The organism is Gracilimonas halophila, from assembly GCF_042684365.1.
Classification (GTDB): domain Bacteria; phylum Bacteroidota; class Rhodothermia; order Balneolales; family Balneolaceae; genus Gracilimonas; species Gracilimonas halophila.
This window is the reverse complement of sequence record NZ_JBHULI010000003.1, coordinates 95,090-115,393: the sequence shown is the minus strand read 5'-3', so window position 1 is coordinate 115,393 and position 20,304 is coordinate 95,090. Positions and strand designations below refer to the sequence as shown.

Genomic DNA, 20,304 nt, shown 5'->3' with positions numbered 1-20,304 from the left:
GATTTAGAGAAACTTTTCACTATAAGCAACACCACCGATAAAGTTTCAAAGCAGAAACGTTTTATTTCTATAAACAGAATTCAGACGCAGCCGTATTGTACTCATTTTTTTGTTCCGTAAATTAATTGCCCAGCAGTAATGATATTCTTATCTTTGATGCTCTCAATTATTTGCACCCGTAGCTCAATTGGATAGAGTACCTGACTACGAATCAGGCGGTTGGAGGTTCGAATCCCCCCGGGTGTACATACTAAAAGCCTTTGTCTTGCAAGAACTTACAGCAAAACAAAGGCTTTTTTTATTTTAGGCAGACCTTGCAGAAACCAACTCGGGGTAACAATGGGGTAACAGAATGTGATGTCTCACCTCTATTTTCTCTAAAAAGATTAGTCAAGTTAGATACAAGTAAAGGGATACCTCTTCGTAAATTGGCGCATATTTTTCTTCGACATGTTTTCTATAATTATCAGGGTCAGCTTGCTTTTTTTCGCTCCCAAAATATTCATCTTCATCATTAACAACGATATCAACTAACTCAATAAAATCAGTTAGCTTACCTTTTTGCAGTGTTTTTTATCACCATTGTAGACATCCCTTAAAATACTTACCACTAAAGATGCCGTCTCCCTGGTTTTCTCTAAAGCGATTCTTTCTTCATTTGTATGATTTTGGTCATCTATGTCAGAGAGTTCTTCCAGCATTTTGTAAATATTACTTATGAACTCATCCTTAAAAGTTACCTCTACCTTCTTTTCTTTCTTCCTTTTTGCCTCAGCCTTTCTTTTTTCCTTAAAGCCCCACGTTTCCTCAATCGCTTCTCTATGCTCAAAAGGACTAAAGGTATATTTTGTTTTAATTGCATTTTCAATCATCGCTTCAATCTCACGTAAAGCCTTTTCTCTTTCCTTCTCACTGATATTCTTTTTCTTTTTAAGGTGATCATATACATCTTTATATCTATCAATATCGGCATGGTAAATATCCTCGTGCATCTCCCTCTGCATTTCATCAAAAGCTTTCTGTGTCCCAGATCTGAACGTGTAATACATCAATTTATCTAACCAATCATTCGGCATGACTTCGTACTAAGTGAATTTTTATGAATTTAGAAAAAACTAATAAAAATACAATTGGACCCCAACTTATCCTCTCATCACCCATTTCTCTCCAAAAAATGTGTATTCCCCTTCACCCTTGTTAACGCATTAGCCTTAGTAATATATTTCTGCCCAAACCTATTCTTGATCTCATCCATGGCTTTCGTTCGTGCCACCTTCTCTTCGTCATCTTGAAAGAACACATTAAGCTGATCGGTTTTGTCGATTTCCTTGGTGCCCAGCCAAAGGTTTCGAATCTCTATTCCATTTTCACATGCTTTTCGTAGGGCGGGTTCAATCTTATTCATTAGCGACTCATACACATAGTCATCGATGTTTGTATGAGCCTGGGTAACGAACCGAAAACCTATACCTGGCTTATCCGGATGGTTAAAGCCAAACATGCCGGAGAAAGAATTGGCACGTATACCATAGGCTCGCATTCGGTAGCAGATATGTTGAACGGCGATGGCGTACTCTCCCTTGATACGATCTAATTCTGTGGAGCCTTCAGAGAAGGTGTGCCCATAGCTGACTCCCTGTTTAGGTTTATAGTCCTCAGAGATCTCTTCCATGACCCGTCCCTGATCTTGTCCGGTAATAGTTTGATAAAGCATCTTGCCAAAGTTAGCTCCAAACAGGCGGATGAATGTTTTTTCGTTGCCACGTTCTACAACATCACCAATGGTTTTATAACCTTCAGCCAGAATATGTTCATGTCGCCGTCTTCCTACACCCCAGACTTCATCCAGCTCCAGTGGCCAGATCTGTGCTCGTTCATCATCATTGCTAAGAATAAGTGTTCTTCCTTTGGGCTTATCCAAACTGCTACACAACTTGGCGTAGGTTTTAGATCGGGCAATCCCAACGGCACCTACCAGTTTAGTGACCTCGTAGATTCTTTGTTGTAGCCTCCTGCCAAAGTCGTCGATCTCTTCTCGGGATTTCCCTAACAAAAAATCTACTTCCATGAAGTACTCATCCATACTGTACCGCTCTACCACCGGGGCAAACTCCTTGAATATAAAATGCACCTGCTCAGAGATGGCTTTATAGGAGTCATAATCTACCTGCTTCATGCACACATGCGGGCAAAGCTTCCATGCCTCATACGCACTCATGCCTGTCTTGATACCAAACTCTCGCGCTTCATAGGAGGCAGTCGCTACAATGCCTTTAACTTGTCCATTGTCTTTTCTCCACCCTCCGATGATCAGCGGAAGTCCGTACATGTTGTATCGTAGCTGTTCCACCTGAGCATAGAAACAGGCGAAGTCAAAGTGCAGATACAGCCGGTCTTTTTTCGATCGATGCTGATGCTCAGGATAGATCGTGTTATAAAGGGTGATCCGGTAGACATCGTGTTCGGGCTGGTATGGATGGGGTTTCTTTTTGATCATTTTTCCTTTGTACATATTGATATGTAAAATATATGTGTGTAGGTTATTACGACCAAAAAAAACTTGGTCATGAATAAATTCCCTTTAATCGAAGTGTTGGTTTTTTTCTCCCGGTATGCACCTGTCAAGCATCCCGATTGGAGACCACCGTATCGCAGAGATATCGCACGTGTGCGCTCATGCCACAGTAAGATCGACGGAGGAGTTCGTAAGTCCTTTTACACTGTGGAAACGAAGTCCGGGGAGATTCTGAACCTGATCTTTGATGAAGAGCAGCTGCTTTGGTCCCTGGAGAAGTCTCCGGGATATGAAGACAAAGCCATCGACCGGATGCTGGTGCTCGTAGATCGTCACAAGCACAAACCTTCAAGAGCACATCGCATTCAGCCGTTACGGTTTGAGCTCCTGCCGGAAGAAGAAGCCAAGAAACAATATGACGGAACCGAATTTCCCCTCATCCTAAGAATGCAACCGTACCGATTTCGTTCAGGAAAACTACCTTCTGCTCAGGTTACTAAGATACCCACCCGTCACATGGAAAACACCATGATCACCAAAGAGCTGAACTATGTCGTAGAGACAGACGAACAACGCTTTTTCCACCTGATCTACATCCTTGATCAGTTAGACTGGCGGTTTATGCAGGAAGTGGATGAAGAGTTCTTTTTTGTGCGATGAGCATACTCATTAACTGATTTGTAAATTTATATGGTTTTTTTGCACTTTCCTCCTGCATAAAACTTATGTTATACAGCAAACCTAAAAACTGAGCAATCAAGTATTCAGTATGAGTAGTATATCTTGGACACCAACCACCTTCGAAGATCGACTACTCTATAAATATCTAAATGAAAATCCCGGAAAGTTGTTTCTTGAAGTTCGTGTCGGTGGGTCCGAAGATATTCTTAATGCCAGACGAATTGATGGCGTATTAGTGCCAGGATCAAAAAGTGAAGTTTACTCACCTGGGAAATACACAATACAAGATTTAAAACAGTCTTTAGATGGAAGTGAAATTCATCTTATAGAAGCAAAACGTACTCTTAATAGAAATGTTATTGGACAAGTGCTTGTTGGAAGCTCTTTATTAGCTCGCAAATTTAACCCTTCACAGATTCGCAAAGTTGCTTTATGTTCTGCAGGTGAAACGGATCTTGAATGGTTTTGCAACCAAAACGGAGTAGAAGTTGCCCTTCATCCCATCATAGTAAAATCATCAACCACAAATAACTCAGATCAAAATAGATCTATAAACGATATTCGAAAAGATCCTGATGAGTATAGAAGGAAAGCATTCCTATCAGGTTGGACTGATGCTGTAAAAGGACAGCTATATAAAACGGTTCAAACACGGAAAACTCATGCTAATATGGGAAACCTATTTGGATGGATTTACGGAGATCAAGATTATGATTTCCGTATTGATACCTGGGATCATTATGTTGATAATCTTGCAGATCCAGACTCATTGGATTAATGCTTATTTATAATACAGCTCATGCCTTAATCTGATTTTATCACACTATAAATGAGTTTCCACAACTACCCAAATAAATCAGCCTTCTCAATCAACCCAGCCCCATTGTTTTGCACCTTCCCGACAGCCTTAGAAACAATATGCTCATCAATCCCATCATCCGGATACGGCTCTAAAAACTCTTTCAGATAGTTTGGATCCTCATTTTCAGGATTCAGCCAGTCATCAAACTCCTCTGGGTGTAGAATCACCGGCATCCGGTCGTGGATGTTCTCCATCACTTTATTCGGATCGGTGGTAATGATCGAATAAGAGAAGTCAGTATCTTTATCCTCCGGCGCAAGATCGTTATAGATCCCTGCAAAACCCATGAGTTTACCTTGCGTTGGATAGATAAAGTGAGGGGTTTTATTTCCTTTACTTCCAGTCCACTCATAGAAACCGTTGGCCGGCACAATGCAGCGCTTATGTTGAAACGGTCCTTTCCACATGCGGCTTTTGGTAATCTTATCGTCACGGGTATTGATGGGCAGAAATGGGCGATCTCCTTCTTTAGGCTTCCATCCCATAAAGCCCCAGTGCATCGGCATCAGTATTCTCTTCCCATCTTCATTGGTGTAAGCCACTGGCATGATACTGGTAGGGGCTACATTGTAGTTGGGGCGGTACCTACCATTACCATCCGCTTGATACCTTTCGCTTTCAACGCTGTTCAGGAAGTGATTAATTTCATCGAGTTCTTGGTAGAGGACGTATCTTCCACACATGGCTTTCTTCTTTTAAATGCTTTTAGTAACTACAACCTGAAAGTATGATTTCTTAGCGAGATTTATAATCCATGCCTGAAAAAGATAAATTTGCCCATATTTACCGTTCGGTCCTTTATGGAATAATCCACCTGGAGAAGCCTCGATGGATTTACTGGTACGGTTCCGGCTTTGGAGATTTTGATATCGAGTGGATTGATCAGCCTACCATTGAAAAAGGAACTCAAGTTATTCATGACATTGAACAGAAAATGCTGGAGCTACAAAGAGAGGGTACGGATGGGTTTCCGGAGCTGGATTATTATGAATATTTAGAACAGATTGGCGAATCGCCTCAATAGCAACAACGACCAGCCTCCGAAAATCTATTGCTCAAATATTTACTATGAAATAAACTCCAATTCATCTTTAACTAAATTGGAGAACCAATGAGTAATTTAGAAGAACATATCACTCAGGTAATATCTGAAGCAGTAGATAATGCAGTTTCAAAAGCTTTAAATGACATTAAGCAAACCATTTCAACGGCCGTAACCCCACCCTATCTGACTAAAGAAAAAGTAATGGAGCTAACCGGGTGGAGTAGTCGAACTATTCAACATTTACGTGATTCCAATCAAATTGATTATGTGAAACATGGTAGAAAGATCTTGTACCCAACTCAGCCTCTTTATGACTTCCTTGATAATCATCGATTGTATAACATTAGAAAAGAACGATAACAATATTGGCCTTAGTAGTTTACTAAGGCCATTTTCAAATTATTCTAAAATATTTTGTACGGAATTGCTTTGAGATCGCTCTTACTTTATGTGAAAGTCTACATTTCATGCATAATTTAGATAACACATTGATTTTTTATAACCCGGTTTAATTTTAGGAGATACATATGAAACCTCTAATACAAATAGCCCTGGTATTAATTTTAGCAAGCTGTGCTACTGCAGACTTAACTATGGATGGCGGATATTCATATTATGGGATAGATTTCAGAGAATATACCGAGCAGGATTTCAGATTTACTACTGAAAACCCAAGTGGTGATTATGAATCAGTCGGTATAATTGAAGTAGAATTTTATCCTGAAATTATCCAAATAACAGCTGGAACCTATAGAACTGCCGTAGGGGATGATAACATTTGGACCAATAATGGGAAACAATATACAGTACAAAGAAAGTTTGATGGTCGTAATTATGAATATTATGCTGTAGAAATATTCAATACAGAATCACTCATAGCAGAGATGTATGACATTGCAACTGAGTGGGATGCAAATGCGGTAGTGAATTTAAGATTTGAGAACCAACCTTTTAACACCGGAGTATACTGGACTAAGGTAAAAGTTAGAGGTTTTGCTATTAGAGAGCTTTAACCCAAAGAGGTACACGTAATGACAAGTTTCACTAACCCCCCTATCCTGATTTATTACTTTACGACGATAACAAGGGATTTTACATAGCTGACAGAGCAAGTGAAAAGCAAAAAAAAGAATTAGAAGAATGGTTAAAGTATTACAACGATTCCGAAGGGGCTACGTTTTTACCTGAACCACCTGAAAAATGACAAAGAAAGATTTAATAAATACCATACAATTCATACATAATTATGCACGGGGTAGGCTAAGAAAGAATGAGGCTGAAAAGCTTTGGAAAGAATTTATGAAAGAACCAGAGTTGTTAAAAGCCTTAGAGATTGAAGTCTGTTTACTTAAAATATTCGATGATATTAATTAAGGATAAAAATGACTTTTGCTCTTATACTTACTAATTGGTGGTTGTTAACACTATTAGCAACTGTTGGAATTATATATGCAATTTGGAAAATGTTTAGAAATCATACATACCCTGAATAGTTCTAAAAATCATTATCAAATTCAGAGATTATTGGAGAAAGGGTGACAGGATCTGTCAGTTGGCATATATATTTTGAACTAAACCAATAACAAAGATCAGGTTTATCATGAGTGCTCTTTTTTATTTAATCGGGTCAACACTAATGTTCTTTGCCGGGTACTATTTAGGGATGCAACAAGGACATAAAGATGGAATGGTGAAAGGCTTCAATGATGGCGTTAAAGTTTCCTTACATGAAGTGGATCGATATATGCGTGGGGGCTTAACTTCTACCTTAGACTGGGAAACGGCTCAGAAGCTATTGAGAGAAAAGATGTGCAAGAATTAAGGTATCTAAGATAACGTGTATATCATCAGACCAACGGCTGACAAATTCAAGTTTTTGATGTTATTGTAATTGATGTATTTATTCACTAAATAATTATAATTTTCAATTCTATAAAAAGTAAAATAAGATGGTGGCATTTTTAATAACCGGGGCCTCTGGTTTTCTACTTCTCTACGGGTTTATTACGCACTTGCAAAGTATGAAAGCAGATAAAGAGGAGGAGCAAAAACAAATTGATAATTTAGTAGAGGCTTTAAGTGAAGCTACTCTTGAAAATATAAGTGACAAGCACTTTTTGATTTCTGAAGTTATTTACAAGAAGTATGAAGGATACCCTTTGGCTAAACATTGGAAAGAGTTTGAGGAGTCATTAGTATTTAATGATGATCAAATAGAAAATACACTTGATGCGGGACACTTCTTTAATGTAAAATCACTTTGCCCAAATACCTTTGAAAATGAGATTTATAAGTGGGTTCCAAGTGCCTTAATAGGTGTAGGAGTCCTTTTTACTTTTATAGGTTTATTGTCTGGTATTTGGAATTTAGATGTTTCAAGTGAAGATATTGATACATTAAGAACAGGAGTTCAGGGCGTAATTAATGGAGCTTTTATTGCATTTCTTTCTTCAATACTTGGAATAATGCTAAGTCTCATATTTGCATATAAAGAGAAGGCTTTTAAAACGGATTTAAGAAAAAGTGTTACTCGCCTTCAAAATTTAGTTGATTTTAAATATCCACGTACAAATCCAGAGAAGTCTTTAGTCCAAATACGAGATCATTCAAAATCTACTGAGGAGCATATTGGTGCGCTATCTGAAAAGTTAGGATCTAAACTACAAGAAGTGGTTCGTGATATATCAGATGACCTAAAACAAGGTATACAAGAAAGTCTTGAAAATTCTATTAGTCCTTACATGGAACAAATAGCTAATAAAGCTATGAACTCTTCAGAAACAGCATTTTCGACACTTGTCGATGAGTTTTTGGAAAAAGTAGGCGATGCCGGTGCTGAACAGCAAGAGTTAATCCGCCAAGTGAATCAAGAAATGCAAGATGCATTGATAGAATTTAGGGAGAAATTTACTGATCAGGTCAGTGGACTTAAGGATAGCATTCAAAATTTAAATGAAAGCTATCACTTTATTGAAGAAAATCTGATTACTGAGTTTGAAGGAGCTATCAATAATTTAGAAGAGGTTATTAAAGACCAGCAGGAAATAAAAGATATATCAAAAACTCAATTCAATGAACAACTTAAATTTGTTCAAGAGACAAGAGATTCATTGGGGAATTATTTAAATAATATCAAAAAGGTGCACGATCAGCTCGTACAAATTATTCAATCATTCAACGTTGCTACAGATAATTTAGAAGTTACAAACTCGAACAATGAGATGGTAAATAGCATGATAGCTGAGGCCTCCCAACAACTAAGAAAGCCATTTAGCGAATTAAATAATGAATATGAAAAAATGAGAGGTGAAGTTGAAAATAACCTAAATCAGATATCTGCTGAGCTAAATAAAACGATGGATAGTTACTTTAGTAAAGTTGAGCAGCAAACTAATGAACGAATGAACGAATGGAATCAACAAACATATGAATTTACAAAAGGTATGGTAGATGTTACTCGCCAATTTAATTACGTCATTGAAGAATTAAACAAGAATGGATCCAAAGAGGTAGAGTAAATAATGTTCGACCATAAAAATATCAGTATAGAGGAAGAAGAAAATCCTTTCTGGATTACATATGCTGATATCCTTTCATCACTTTTAATAATTATTTTATTGGTTATGGTATTTGTCATCTATGAATTGATGAGTACCAAAAGAGTAGTAACTGAAAGTTTAGCTGAAGTTGCTAAAGCGGAAATGGTAAGAAAGGACATTTTACAGGATATAGAAGATCGTCTTGAGCAGGAGAATATTGAAGTAACAATTGCTGATAATTTCAGTGTATTACGTATACCTGAATCAACACTTACATTTAAATCAAATCAATATGAAATACCAGTAAGTGCTAATGTAAGAGATCAGTTACGCCGAATAGGTGAGGTCTTATTTGAAGAGATAAATGAAGATAGCAGTTCAAAATATTTTGACACAATATTTATTGAAGGCCATACCGATATTAGACCAACCGAAAGAGAAATGGGTAATTGGGGTTTATCAACTTTTAGAGCAATATCAGTTTGGAATTACTGGAATGATTTTTCGAATGATAGTTTAGCCTTGTTAGTAAATAGTAAAAACGACAAACTGTTTTCAGTAAGTGGTTACGGTGAAACAAGACCATCAACAAATCAGCAATTGAGTTTAGAAGATTACCGAAAAAACAGAAGAATAGATGTCAGATTTACTATAAGACGCCCAACAAGTCTTGATTTGCAAGATATAATGACAAATTTCGAATAATGCTTTCAAGAGAACCAGTTATTAAGCAATGGGGTGATCTTTCAAGTTGGGAAAAACTTGCGAAGAAAGTAGATAAAAACAGTACTGATCTACTCAAAAAAGTTCCGGTATTTCAAAAAATTTATACATCATTAGTCAGAAAACCGAAAATCGAAGAAGTAATAAAGATTCTTAAAAATAACCCTTTTGCTGCTAATGTTTTTGTATATCTATCAAGAAATGACCCTGAGTTTTATACCCATTATTTAAACAATAATGAAATAATTGAGCATTTAAGTAAGAGCTTAAAAAATTCTCCGACCTACTCTCAAAGGTTATTCAAACTCGCATACTTAGAAAACCTGTATCTGGGACTTTCAACAAAGGAGATTATCGTTGAAAAAATTATACTTAATCTTACCAATGATGAAATTATATCTACGAGTTTTTTAAAGGAAGTTGGATTGCTATCTAATAAACCTATTGATTCATTTGTAGATTATTTGATCGCCAAAGGAAAATCACCTAAACAAGTTATTCAAAACAGTAAAATCGAAATCTCTTACTCCAGTCAGACTTTCAGAGAAATAGAGTCTGGGTATATTTTAAAAAGAATCGATGAAATTGATTTAAAGAAAAAAAGCAAATTGCCGTCTGATTTAAAAAGAGGGGGGTATTTTGAAGTTCCTTACCACTCGGAGCTACTTGGTCACGAAATATTGAGGAGAATTTTAAGAAATTTATCTTCAGTCGATCTTCATCACTATTGGATCGATTTAATACTTGATATTGCTTCCGACCCAAGATCTTCAAAAGGATCAGAAAATTACGTGAAGTGGTGGTCTAAGATTGACCAAAGATTAATAAATGAATTTATAAAAGTACTTTCGCATAACGACATTATTTTGTTTTTGGATGCTATCGAAGACTTTGCAGATGAAACCAATAATAAAACTATGCAAAGAATGTACGAAAGCCGTAAAAAATTACTCAAGGGCTTAGCAATTCAAGGATTAATAGATGAATCAAGGTTGGTCCTACCAAAAAGAGCTAAAAGATTTATCAAACAAAAGAGAAAAAACTTAGATCAGTCTTTCATAGCAAATTTAAATGCACATCAAGGCTTATGTGTTATTTATCTGAGAATAGGTAGGCTTCACATTATTGAGGGAAGCCACAATTTTGCTATGAGAGTATTTTATGATTTGAATGATGTAGTTGATTTGATGAAACCCTCCACTAAATCACTTACATATTTAGGGCTCACTAATCTCGATTGGGAGTACGAAAATTTCACTGGCAGGTCAGCATATAATTTTACACATGACCAATTTGGGAGATGGAAAAAGAAAATAATAAGGTTGATACAAAGTGAAGTTGAAGTTGATGTAAATCTGCTTTTGACAGATGAAGAGTTTTATAAATTAAACATTTAGTATTCATGGCAAATATAACACATGATATTACTGAAAACCTTTTGGTAGAGTTTTCACAGGAAGAGTTAAAATTCACTTTTTCAAGTTTTGCCAATGAAAAACTAAAGGCTCTGGATCTTGATTTATTAGATGATAAAACTGTTGAAGTATATTTATCCTTAAATAAACAACTGGCTGACTTAGGATACGTAAGACAATCGAATACTGATAACGCCTATTATATAAAAACGGACGATTTCTATGACTTAGATTGGTTTGATAGAACTGACCTTATTCATATTGATAATAGGCTAAAGGGCATAATAAGTATTAAACCAAAGGGTTTAAATGCAGCAGATCCAAATTTTAGAATACAGGTAGTATTTAAACCCGATAGCTCACCAATGCAAAGACCTTTCTCACCTTTTGGGCCAATACTAAAGGCAGGCTTAAATCACTACCACTTAACCGATGAAGAGTACAACGCATTCAGTTCATACTTAAGCTATATAGGAAAGTCCACGTATAATGAAAATGACCATTATCAAATTGTTGCCTTGTTTAAAAAAGCTAAAAGTGACCGCCTTGAGATTGATGAGTCTCGATTCAAACATCTCAAACTAAGTGAGCCAAAAAAAGTTAGCCTAAATATTACTAAGGAAAATAATGGAGACCTCAGCATCTCCCCTAATTTGGCGGGGGTAGATTCTAAAAACTTACATGCATTAGAAAGAGAGTTCAGTCTTTTAAATGAAGTAGATAATAACCGTAATACATTGCATGTTGATGATGAGCTAATAATGCTTGATGAGAAAAAAAATAGGGCTGTAAAAGAAGTCCTCAAAAAAGGTAAAATCCCAAAAAAAGACGTAAACGATTTTTTAAACAACCCCGGTTCTTTTTTTAATGGAGATTTAATAGATCTTGATACAGGGTTCTCCTATCGTGTAAAAGGACTTGTTGAGTATACAAAAATCAGCTTTACTGATTTAGATGGAGAAGATAATGATTGGTTTTTGAGAGCAGACCCTCCTTTAATTGAAGATATTGAAAAGGTAATTCATGATGAGACGGATTTAAACGATTTTAAGAAAGAATCTGATTTAGCCTATGAGGTAAATAGCTCTTCAATGGTTTTCAATAGAGCGAAAGTAAAATTACCCGATGAGAAGATAGTATTAGAGGAAGAATTAGAACAAATACGCAGTAAAATTAATGAAGGAACTTATAAACAAGATTCCGAATCAAAAGCAGAAAAAGAACCCGAGAAAAAGAGACTAACATTTGATATAGATTTCTATGATCAGAACAAAGCCGTTCGGGATAAATTTAAAGAGGCCCATGTTCCTGAGGACACATATCAAAGTTTAAAATATAAACCGAAATCTTATCAATATGAGGGCATTGATTGGATATATAGTCTTTATAAGGCTTCTTTAGAGTCTAATAAAGATATCCAAGGGGGTATTTTGGCCGATGATATGGGGCTTGGTAAAACATTTACGACTCTGGTAGCAATGAAAGCTATCATTGCACACTCAAACAAGAACAATAATCCCCCCAAACCTTTCTTAGTTATTGCACCTTTATCTTTACTGAAAAATTGGGAATCAGAGATCGAAAAATTCTTTATTTCGACCCCGTTTCATGATGTAAAGATATTAAACGGACAAGAAGATCTTGATGAATTTAGGTTGAGGTCTGGAAATGAACGACTTCAAGTTCAAGATGAGGATCAGGACATGAATCCTGATTCAATTTCATACTGTTTAAAAATTGGAAAAAAGTTTGGTACGGAAAGACTAGATGTTCCTCGGCGAGTTGTATTAACTACTTATAGTGGTTTGAGAAATTATCAATTTTCATTAGCGCGAATAGATTGGGCAGCAGTAATGTTTGACGAAGCTCAAAACATTAAAAACCCTGATGCTTTACAAACACGATCTGCAAAAGCCTTGAACGCAGATTTAAAATTATTGATCACCGGTACTCCAGTAGAAAACAAGCTGGAGGAGTATTGGTGTCTTATGGATACAGCAAACCCTAAGTTATTTGGAAGCAGAAAGTTTTTCATAAAAGAATACGTCGACCCTATTAAAGACTCCGGTGATCCTCAGGTACAAATAGAAGTTGGGAGAAAACTATACAAAGATAGTGGTCAATTTCTGCTAAGAAGATTAAAAAGTGATGTACTTGACGAACTACCTAATAAATATTATTACAAAGGTATTGAGCAGGAAGATATAACCTACTCTGAACACCTTGATCAACCACTTACAGATGACCAGATCACTAAAATTGAGGAAATAAGAAAAATTTATGCTGAATCGGATAGTGGTAACATTGCACTCTCCTGCTTGAGTAAAACCAGAAACTGTTACTTACATCCTTTAATGACTTTTGATTCCAGTGGGGAAAAACTTGACGGAATAGATGCTCGTCTATTCTGGGGAAACTCAGCAAGACTAAAAGCTCTTTATACAACAATTACTGATGTCAAATCTAAACATGAGAAGCTGATAATTTTTGTTATATCAAAAGCCATGCAAAAGAAGTTGAGAAACAGGCTTATCAAAGATTTTGGAGTACTACCTGATATCATATCTGGTGATACTAAGGTGAAATCTTCTGATTATACTGAAACCCGCATGGGAATTATTGATGAGTTTACAAGAAGCAAAGGGTTTCAGGTTATAATCCTTTCACCAATTGCTGCGGGAGTAGGACTAAATATCACAGCAGCAAACCATGTATTCCATTTAGACAGACACTGGAACCCTGCAAAGGAGGAACAAGCAAATGATAGGGTGTATAGAATAGGACAGGAAAAAGATGTTCATATTTACTACCCTATTAGCAAATTACCGGGTGCAGATAGTTTTGATATTAAATTAGATAATATGTTATCCAGGAAGCTTTTTTTAAAGGATGCAATCATGACACTGCCCCAAGGTAGTGAAAGAGATTTAGCCGTTTCAACAATGAGTGACTAATAAGAAAATATTTTTAAATCATGCCCATAAAAAAATCAGACCTTTACGCCTCCATTTGGAAATCTTGTGATGAACTTCGGGGAGGAATGGATGCTTCGCAGTACAAGGATTATGTGCTCACCATGCTCTTTCTAAAATATGTGTCGGATAAGTATGCCGGTGAACTGATCTCAAATTCTCTCCGGCAAGGCGAATCCACTCTACTTCTCGATGATGTTGAATTGGAAAAAGTGGTAAAGGATTTGGTCCATATCTACAAACCTGTTGCTGAAGCCAAAAAGATCACTATTACTACGAATATTGATGCCCCTCATCCATTCAGCCTGGATAACGAAAAGTTTAAATTTATACTCAGTAATCTGATAAGCAACGCACTTAAGTTTAGCGATGAAGGAGATACTGTTTCCATAAATATTGAGATCATTGGTGATCAAGAAAAAGAACTTCATTGCGAGATTTCTGACACTGGACTTGGTATTCCGAAAGAATTCATTCCTACCCTTTTTGAAAAGAAAAAAGAGCATCAGAGACAAGGAACTGGCGGTGAGATAAGCACAGGAATGGGATTGCCTATAGTCAAGCAATTCATTGAATTGCACAACGGTGAAATCAAAGTAGAAAGTAAGGAAGGCGTGGGTACCAGCTTCTACATATTATTGCCGGAAAACAGTTAGTACCGATCAGAATTTCATTTGTACCCCGAAAACCCAAGAGTCGCTCCCTGATACGGAGCGGCTCTTTTTATTTCTATACTAACGGTCGGCATAATTAAATAACTTCTGCTCCAAATCAACAGGATTGAATGGTTTGGTTACAAAATCATTCATCCCTGCAGCATAAACTCTTTCGCGAACTTCTTTTAAAGCTGCTGCTGTCAAGGCTATGATAGGTGTGTTGCGTTTATATGGGTCATCAAGCTTTCGGATCTGCTCAGAGGCTTCATAACCGTCCATTTTAGGCATCTGAAGATCCATCAAAATAACATCAAAATTACTTTCTTTGAGTGCCTCAAGTGCTTCTTCGCCATTATTAACAACTTCCATCTCAATATTCCAGCGCTCCAAAAACCGTATCATCACTTTCTGGTTTACCACATTGTCTTCCGCTAATAATACTTTTAAACCGGTTATGGTATGCGTATCTGCTTCTTTCTTAGTGTGTTCTTCAACTTCAGTTGTTGAAGTTGCTTTATCGAAAGTCAATTCTATCATAAAAGTACTTCCTTCCCCTTCCTCACTTTCTACAGATATATTACCTCCCTGAAGTTCTGCAAGTTGTTTACTGATGGTCAGACCCAGTCCGGTACCACCGAATAAACGCTTAGTATTCTGACTGGCTTGCGTAAAACTCTCAAAAATCGAATCTACCCTTTCTTCTTCAATTCCAATACCAGTGTCCATAATAGAAAACTTAAGCCTTACTGCATCATCGTAGTCACCAACAGTACTGACTTCTACTTTTACCTGTCCTTCTTCGGTAAATTTCAGGGCATTGCTAACCAGGTTGTTCAATATCTGAGTTAACCTTGCCGGATCACCGATCAAAACATTTGGAATACCCTCTTCAATTTCATTTTTAAGCTCTATACCCTTATTTGAAGCCGTAGCCTTGAAGCTTTCCATGATTACACTGATCAGCTTGTTAAGCTCAAATTCTATGTTTTCAAATTCTATTTTTCCGGCTTCAATTTTTGAAAAGTCTAACACATCATCAATAAGTGACAATAATGTTCGTCCAGAAAAATCTAATATATTGATGGGCTCAACCTGATCTTTTCGTGGGCTATCCTGCTTAAGCAAATGGGTCATACCCAATATAGCATTCATAGGCGTCCTGATCTCATGACTCATAGTCGCCAAAAACTCAGATTTTGCTTTCGTACTTTTAGCGAGTTCTTCCGTAGCTACTTCAAGCTGGTTGATATAAGTTTCCAGCTTATCCTGCTTCTTGCTCAGTTCCTGATTCAGTTCCTGTTCTTTCTGTAAGAGTTCAAGAGTTTGCTGTTCAGCCGATTCTTTAAACTGAGAAAAAGTATTGAAAATAAGCCATGAGGTAACGAAGGAACCTGTTAATACAGCCCACCTGACCAAAGAAAATCCGCTTTCACTCATACTGATTCGCTCAAAAATGATATAATCCAATATAAAATATGAGAGGATCGACAACAGAATACCAATATTACGCAAATATACCTGGGTATTATCAAACATCAGAATGGAAAGGCCCATTGCCGGTATAAAAAAGGCCTGTATCATGGCATCGCCGCCAAAAACAGCACTCAATATTACGATCCCTATATCAGCGTATGCAATGAGAAGCATTTTTGCTGCCTTTTCAAACCCTTGGCGGGCCAGGAGCGGTATCAATAGAAAAGCAATTGCTTCCGAAAGAAAGAACCAGGTTAATGAAACAGATTCATTGATCTGAAATGCAACCAAAAATAAAATTGAAACCCCGGCCAGGAAAAATGAAACCGGGTTCAACACCGTCATGCCTGCTTTTTTACCGACAATTTCAACTTTTCCCCTGAGGTCTTTGCCCAGAGCTATGTCTGAAATGCAGGTTAGAGAGAATTTTTTACTCATATCCATATTTAATCCCCATTAATGCGGGAATTAACTGAATTATTTTGACCCTTACAATTAAATTACGATAACGTTTCCCGGGATTTAAATGCCATTGCGTAGATTTTCATCTGTTTTACCATGGATGCCAGTCCATTTGCCCTTGTTGGTGATAAATGCTTTGCCATACCTATCTTTTCTATAAAAGAAGGAGGGGTATTGAGGATAACTTCCGGCTCTCTGCCCGAATAGAACCTAACCATCAGCGAAACCAACCCTTTTGTTATGGCTGCATCGCTATCCGCTTTAAAGATCACTTTACCATCTTTAATATCGGCAACGAGCCAAACCTGACTTTGACATCCCTTTACCAAATTCTCATCCACTCTTTCGCTATCGGAAATGGATTCAAGTTTGTCTCCCAGCTTGATGATATATTTATATCTTTCCTGCCAGTCACTTAGCAGTTCAAATTCTCTGATTATACGGTCTTCTGTTTCTTTGATATCCATTTTTATTTTGAATATAAGGTTTCACACCTTCCCCATAAAGAAAAAGCCCGCACCTGGCGGGCTTTTTCTGAAATAATATTGAGTTGTCTTATTTCTCTACTCCCAACTCGATCAATGCTACACTTTTAACACTTTCAACCATTTTACCATTTTCGCCATAATTCGGCTTAAATGACTGAATTACCGAAACATAATCTCCTTCAGAAGTTTTGTATTTACAACTTACACTGGATGATTTGCCCTCAAAAGCTTGCTCAAGTGCGGCTTCCACATCATTGATATCATCAGCATGAACTACTTTTTTTACTCCCTCATCAATAATCATATCGGGGTTTAAACCGGTTATGCTTTGGAAGGTATCCGACACGAATTTACAGCCCATTTTCCCATCTTCTGTTAAAACAAAACGAAGAGTAAATTCATCTTTTTTCCCGACGATCTCCTGAAATTCATTCTTTTTCTTTTTCAGAGTTTCAATGATTCGGTCTCGTAATGAGAGATTATCAAAGTGAATACGAATAATGGTTTCATCATTACTTACAAAATAGTTGATATTTCCTTCAAGCTTGACCGTTTCACCTCTTTTCTGCTTGAATTCCCATGGGTATGGTTCATCATTAATCCTCTTAGCATCGAAATCGGCAAATAATTCTTTCATTTCAGATTGATCATCCTCAGAAACAAGATCCCAGATCTTAACCGTCTTCAGCTCATCAGCATCGTATCCCAAAATATTTTTAAAAGAATTATTAGAAGAAATGATATTTCCCTGAATATCCAGATCTACAAATGTCTTTTTAGATTCTTCGACCAGGTTGTCAAAATCCATATTGGCATCGAAAACCAGCTTGCTTGACTCCTTCCTGTCTGTAATATCTCTTTGGTAAGAAACCCAATGTGTGATCTCACCATTTTTATTGGTTAAAGGGTGAATGTCCCATTGATTAATAAACTCACTTCCATCTTTTCGATAATTGACAGTGTGCCCAAAAAAAGCTTGCCCCTCAATTAATCTCTCCTTAAGTCGATCAAGTACATGACGATCTGTTTTTTCACCTTGTAAAATCCTTGGTGTTTTCCCTATCACCTCTTTTTTTGTGTAACCTGTCATTTTCGTGAAACCGTCATTCACGTAAACAATTTTGGGACTGGGCTTCTCAAGATCCAGCTCAGTAATAAGTATAGAATCGTAATCATACTTAATTGCTTGCTCAACCAATGAAAGCTGCTTCTGAAGATTCCGGTAACGTTCATGTAACTCCTTATATAATTCCTTCAGTTTCGAAAATGAAGCTTCATCTTTGCTACATTGCTTAAGCTGATCTATAATCTTTTGGTCTGACTTCTGATCCATTTTGTTCAGTTTACTTATGTGAGAGGTACTTATGGGATTTTTTGCAAATCTAAAACTCTGTATTGGTAAACATCATTCCATTTTCTTGAAATTAATTTACATTAATACTATCATTTTAGTATGTATGATTTATTACGAAGAATTCTATTGATATTTTTAATCGCTTTAGGTGTAAGCAGTTGTTCCATTTTTAAAAATACAGCAAGTAATTCCAAACCTGAAATGGTTTTTGTAGAAGGGGATACTTTTTTAATGGGAGATATTATCAACCGTTCCAATTCAGATGCTCTTCCTGTCCACAAGGTTATTATTCAAGATTTTTATATCGGAAAATATGAAGTCACCTTTGAACAATACGATGAATTCGCGTTAAAAACAGGACGTGAATTACCAAATGATCGAAGCTATGGCCGGGGGCAACGTGCTGTTGTTTATGTCAATTGGCATGATGCACAGGCTTATTGCAATTATTGGGGATGGCGACTCCCCACAGAAGCCGAATGGGAATTTGCTGCCCGTTCAGGAGGAAAAATAACACGTTATTCGGGAACTAATGACCCCGATTCCCTGGAATCATATGCTATCACAAAAAACTCAAATATCACCTTTTCTTATTTGGCAGGCAGCAGAAAACCCAATGATCTTGGCCTATATGATATGAGTGGTAACGTACTTGAAATGATTGATTCTTTTTATCAGAATTATTCAACCCCGGACAGTATTCATAACTTAGAAGAAAGTTCTCTTAGAATTATACGGGGTGGGAGTTTCGATGAAGAAGTTGAAACAAATCAGACATTTTGGCGGGTGGGGACGCATGCTCTGATGATACACAATGACGTTGGCTTCAGGTGTGCTGTATCTAGTGAAACACTGAATGACCAAGGTTTCCTGAATGAGCTTTTTAACGTTAATAAGTAAAAGCCCTAAAATAAAAAGGGGGCCGAAGCCCCCTTTTTTTCACTCACTCATCGAAGTAGCAACTTAGCAATTGTGCTGAGCTGCATGTTCGTTGTACCCTCGTAGATCTTACCGATCTTAGAATCACGGTAATATTTCTCTACGGGATATTCTTTAACATAACCGTAACCTCCAAACAGATCCACTGCCTGAGAACTAACACTCTCAGCAACTTCAGAGGAATAAAATTTTGCCATAGCCGCTTCTTTCAGGAAATTCTGTCCGGCCATTTTCTTTCTTGCTGCATTATAAACTAACAATCGTGCTGTTTCGATATCAGTAGCCATTCTTGCTAACTGAAATTGCACACCCTGAAATTCAGAAATTGCTTTACCAAATTGCTTGCGTTCCTGCACATAGGCAAGTGCGGCATCGAATGCTCCCTGAGCTATACCGATCATCTGGGCTCCAATTCCTACCCGACCTTCATTCAGGGTCTCTATCGCAACTTTATATCCTTTCCCAACTTCGCCTACTACATTTTCTTTTGGAACACGGCAATTGTCCAGCAAGATCTCACAAGTTGAGCTGGCACGAATACCCAGCTTATTTTCCTTTTTGGAGATCGAGAAACCTTCCATCCCTCTCTCAACCACAAAAGCGGTAATACCTTTATAGCCCGCATCAGGATTCACATTAGCCATCACTAAAAAGATATCAGCCTCATTTGCATTGGTGATCCATAGCTTGGCTCCATTCAGTATAAAATCGTCACCATCTTCGGTGGCCGTTGCTTTAAGTGCAAAAGCATCACTTCCTGAACCAGCCTCAGATAAACAATAAGCTCCTACTTTTTCGGTAGCCAATTGTGGTAAATATTTATCTTTAAGTTCTTCAGAAGCAAAATTAACAAACGCATTATTTACAAGCGTGTTTTGGACATCCATGAATACACCGGCTGAAGCATCAACACGGGATATCTGCTCAATGGCAACAATGGACATCATGAAAGTACCCCCGCCACCTGAATACTGTTCGGGAATATCTATTCCCATCAATCCCATTTCAAAGAATTCCTTGATCAGATCCGGATCGAGTTTGGCCTTTTCGTCCATTTCTTCGACTAAAGGCTTTATTGAAGCTTCCGCAAAATCAGCAGTAGCCTCTTTCAACATTTGTTCATCTTCGGTCAGCTGTGTTAAAGGTGGAATGAGTTGATCCGTTTGTTCCATCAAAAAAG

20 protein-coding genes and 1 tRNA gene are annotated in these 20,304 nt (G+C 37.2%); 14 read left to right on the top strand and 7 right to left on the bottom strand.

Annotated features, from left to right (window positions below):
• Positions 1-172: 172 nt before the first annotated feature.
• Positions 173-246 (top strand) — tRNA-Arg (locus ACFSVN_RS03270).
• A gap of 302 nt (positions 247-548) precedes the next feature.
• Here ACFSVN_RS03270 and ACFSVN_RS03265 read toward each other — a convergent pair.
• Both ACFSVN_RS03265 and ACFSVN_RS03260 read right to left on the bottom strand, forming a co-directional pair.
• Positions 549-1,076, bottom strand: a complete 528-nt coding sequence (locus ACFSVN_RS03265) for a hypothetical protein (RefSeq protein WP_390298561.1) — start codon at positions 1,074-1,076, stop codon at positions 549-551.
• A 77-nt stretch (positions 1,077-1,153) separates the two neighbouring features.
• Positions 1,154-2,497, bottom strand: coding sequence for a DNA polymerase Y family protein (locus tag ACFSVN_RS03260; RefSeq protein ID WP_390298558.1), 1,344 nt, complete (start codon positions 2,495-2,497; stop codon positions 1,154-1,156).
• 69 nt (positions 2,498-2,566) lie between these two features.
• On the opposite strand from ACFSVN_RS03260, the gene ACFSVN_RS03255 reads away from it, so the two are divergent.
• A complete protein-coding gene (locus tag ACFSVN_RS03255; RefSeq protein ID WP_390298556.1) occupies positions 2,567-3,175 on the top strand; it encodes a hypothetical protein in 609 nt (202 codons plus the stop codon).
• A gap of 109 nt (positions 3,176-3,284) precedes the next feature.
• Positions 3,285-3,974, top strand: a complete 690-nt coding sequence (locus ACFSVN_RS03250) for a hypothetical protein (RefSeq protein ID WP_390298553.1) — start codon at positions 3,285-3,287, stop codon at positions 3,972-3,974.
• 65 nt (positions 3,975-4,039) lie between these two features.
• Here the strand turns inward: ACFSVN_RS03250 and ACFSVN_RS03245 are convergent, their stop codons facing one another.
• Positions 4,040-4,741, bottom strand: coding sequence for an SOS response-associated peptidase (locus ACFSVN_RS03245; RefSeq protein ID WP_390298550.1), 702 nt, complete (start codon positions 4,739-4,741; stop codon positions 4,040-4,042).
• 71 nt (positions 4,742-4,812) lie between these two features.
• Here ACFSVN_RS03245 and ACFSVN_RS03240 point away from each other — a divergent pair, with 71 nt between their 5' ends.
• The 10 genes from ACFSVN_RS03240 to ACFSVN_RS03195 all read left to right on the top strand — a co-directional run bounded on the left by ACFSVN_RS03240 (position 4,813) and on the right by ACFSVN_RS03195 (position 14,408).
• Positions 4,813-5,082 (top strand): hypothetical protein, encoded by a 270-nt coding sequence (locus ACFSVN_RS03240; protein WP_390298547.1) that lies wholly within the window; start codon positions 4,813-4,815, stop codon positions 5,080-5,082.
• An 87-nt stretch (positions 5,083-5,169) separates the two neighbouring features.
• The gene (locus ACFSVN_RS03235; protein WP_390298544.1) at positions 5,170-5,463 is read left to right on the top strand and encodes a helix-turn-helix domain-containing protein; all 294 of its coding nucleotides are present in this window, start codon (positions 5,170-5,172) and stop codon (positions 5,461-5,463) included.
• Positions 5,464-5,630: 167 nt separating this feature from the next.
• On the top strand, positions 5,631-6,116 hold the full coding sequence (locus tag ACFSVN_RS03230; RefSeq protein WP_390298541.1) for a hypothetical protein: 486 nt from the start codon (positions 5,631-5,633) through the stop codon (positions 6,114-6,116).
• Positions 6,117-6,303: 187 nt separating this feature from the next.
• On the top strand, positions 6,304-6,477 hold the full coding sequence (locus ACFSVN_RS03225) for a hypothetical protein (RefSeq protein ID WP_390298538.1): 174 nt from the start codon (positions 6,304-6,306) through the stop codon (positions 6,475-6,477).
• 366 nt (positions 6,478-6,843) lie between these two features.
• Positions 6,844-6,939, top strand: coding sequence for a hypothetical protein (locus ACFSVN_RS03220; protein WP_390298808.1), 96 nt, complete (start codon positions 6,844-6,846; stop codon positions 6,937-6,939).
• A 185-nt stretch (positions 6,940-7,124) separates the two neighbouring features.
• Entirely contained in the window at positions 7,125-8,621 is a 1,497-nt protein-coding gene (gene zorA, locus ACFSVN_RS03215) for an anti-phage ZorAB system protein ZorA (protein ID WP_390298535.1), read from the top strand.
• Positions 8,622-8,624: 3 nt separating this feature from the next.
• Complete coding sequence (locus ACFSVN_RS03210; RefSeq protein WP_390298532.1) at positions 8,625-9,347, top strand: OmpA/MotB family protein; 723 nt, start codon at positions 8,625-8,627, stop codon at positions 9,345-9,347.
• The gene (locus tag ACFSVN_RS03205) at positions 9,347-10,762 is read left to right on the top strand and encodes an EH signature domain-containing protein (protein ID WP_390298529.1); all 1,416 of its coding nucleotides are present in this window, start codon (positions 9,347-9,349) and stop codon (positions 10,760-10,762) included. Before ACFSVN_RS03210 ends, ACFSVN_RS03205 begins: the two co-directional genes overlap by 1 nt.
• Positions 10,763-10,767: 5 nt before the next feature.
• On the top strand, positions 10,768-13,734 hold the full coding sequence (locus tag ACFSVN_RS03200) for a DEAD/DEAH box helicase (RefSeq protein WP_390298526.1): 2,967 nt from the start codon (positions 10,768-10,770) through the stop codon (positions 13,732-13,734).
• Between the two features lie 20 nt (positions 13,735-13,754).
• Positions 13,755-14,408: an ATP-binding protein gene (locus tag ACFSVN_RS03195; RefSeq protein WP_390298523.1), complete on the top strand. Its 654-nt coding sequence runs from the start codon at positions 13,755-13,757 to the stop codon at positions 14,406-14,408.
• 78 nt (positions 14,409-14,486) lie between these two features.
• On the opposite strand, the gene ACFSVN_RS03190 is transcribed toward ACFSVN_RS03195, so the two are convergent.
• The 3 genes from ACFSVN_RS03190 to ACFSVN_RS03180 form a co-directional block, all read right to left on the bottom strand.
• Positions 14,487-16,319: an ATP-binding protein gene (locus ACFSVN_RS03190; RefSeq protein ID WP_390298520.1), complete on the bottom strand. Its 1,833-nt coding sequence runs from the start codon at positions 16,317-16,319 to the stop codon at positions 14,487-14,489.
• 62 nt (positions 16,320-16,381) lie between these two features.
• Positions 16,382-16,810: a SufE family protein gene (locus tag ACFSVN_RS03185; protein ID WP_390298517.1), complete on the bottom strand. Its 429-nt coding sequence runs from the start codon at positions 16,808-16,810 to the stop codon at positions 16,382-16,384.
• Between the two features lie 88 nt (positions 16,811-16,898).
• On the bottom strand, positions 16,899-18,164 hold the full coding sequence (locus ACFSVN_RS03180; RefSeq protein ID WP_390298514.1) for a PAS domain-containing protein: 1,266 nt from the start codon (positions 18,162-18,164) through the stop codon (positions 16,899-16,901).
• A 120-nt stretch (positions 18,165-18,284) separates the two neighbouring features.
• Here ACFSVN_RS03180 and ACFSVN_RS03175 point away from each other — a divergent pair, with 120 nt between their 5' ends.
• Positions 18,285-19,085: a formylglycine-generating enzyme family protein gene (locus ACFSVN_RS03175; protein ID WP_390298511.1), complete on the top strand. Its 801-nt coding sequence runs from the start codon at positions 18,285-18,287 to the stop codon at positions 19,083-19,085.
• A gap of 47 nt (positions 19,086-19,132) precedes the next feature.
• Here ACFSVN_RS03175 and ACFSVN_RS03170 read toward each other — a convergent pair whose 3' ends face one another.
• The gene (locus ACFSVN_RS03170; protein ID WP_390298508.1) at positions 19,133-20,296 is read right to left on the bottom strand and encodes an acyl-CoA dehydrogenase; all 1,164 of its coding nucleotides are present in this window, start codon (positions 20,294-20,296) and stop codon (positions 19,133-19,135) included.
• Positions 20,297-20,304: the final 8 nt, after the last annotated feature.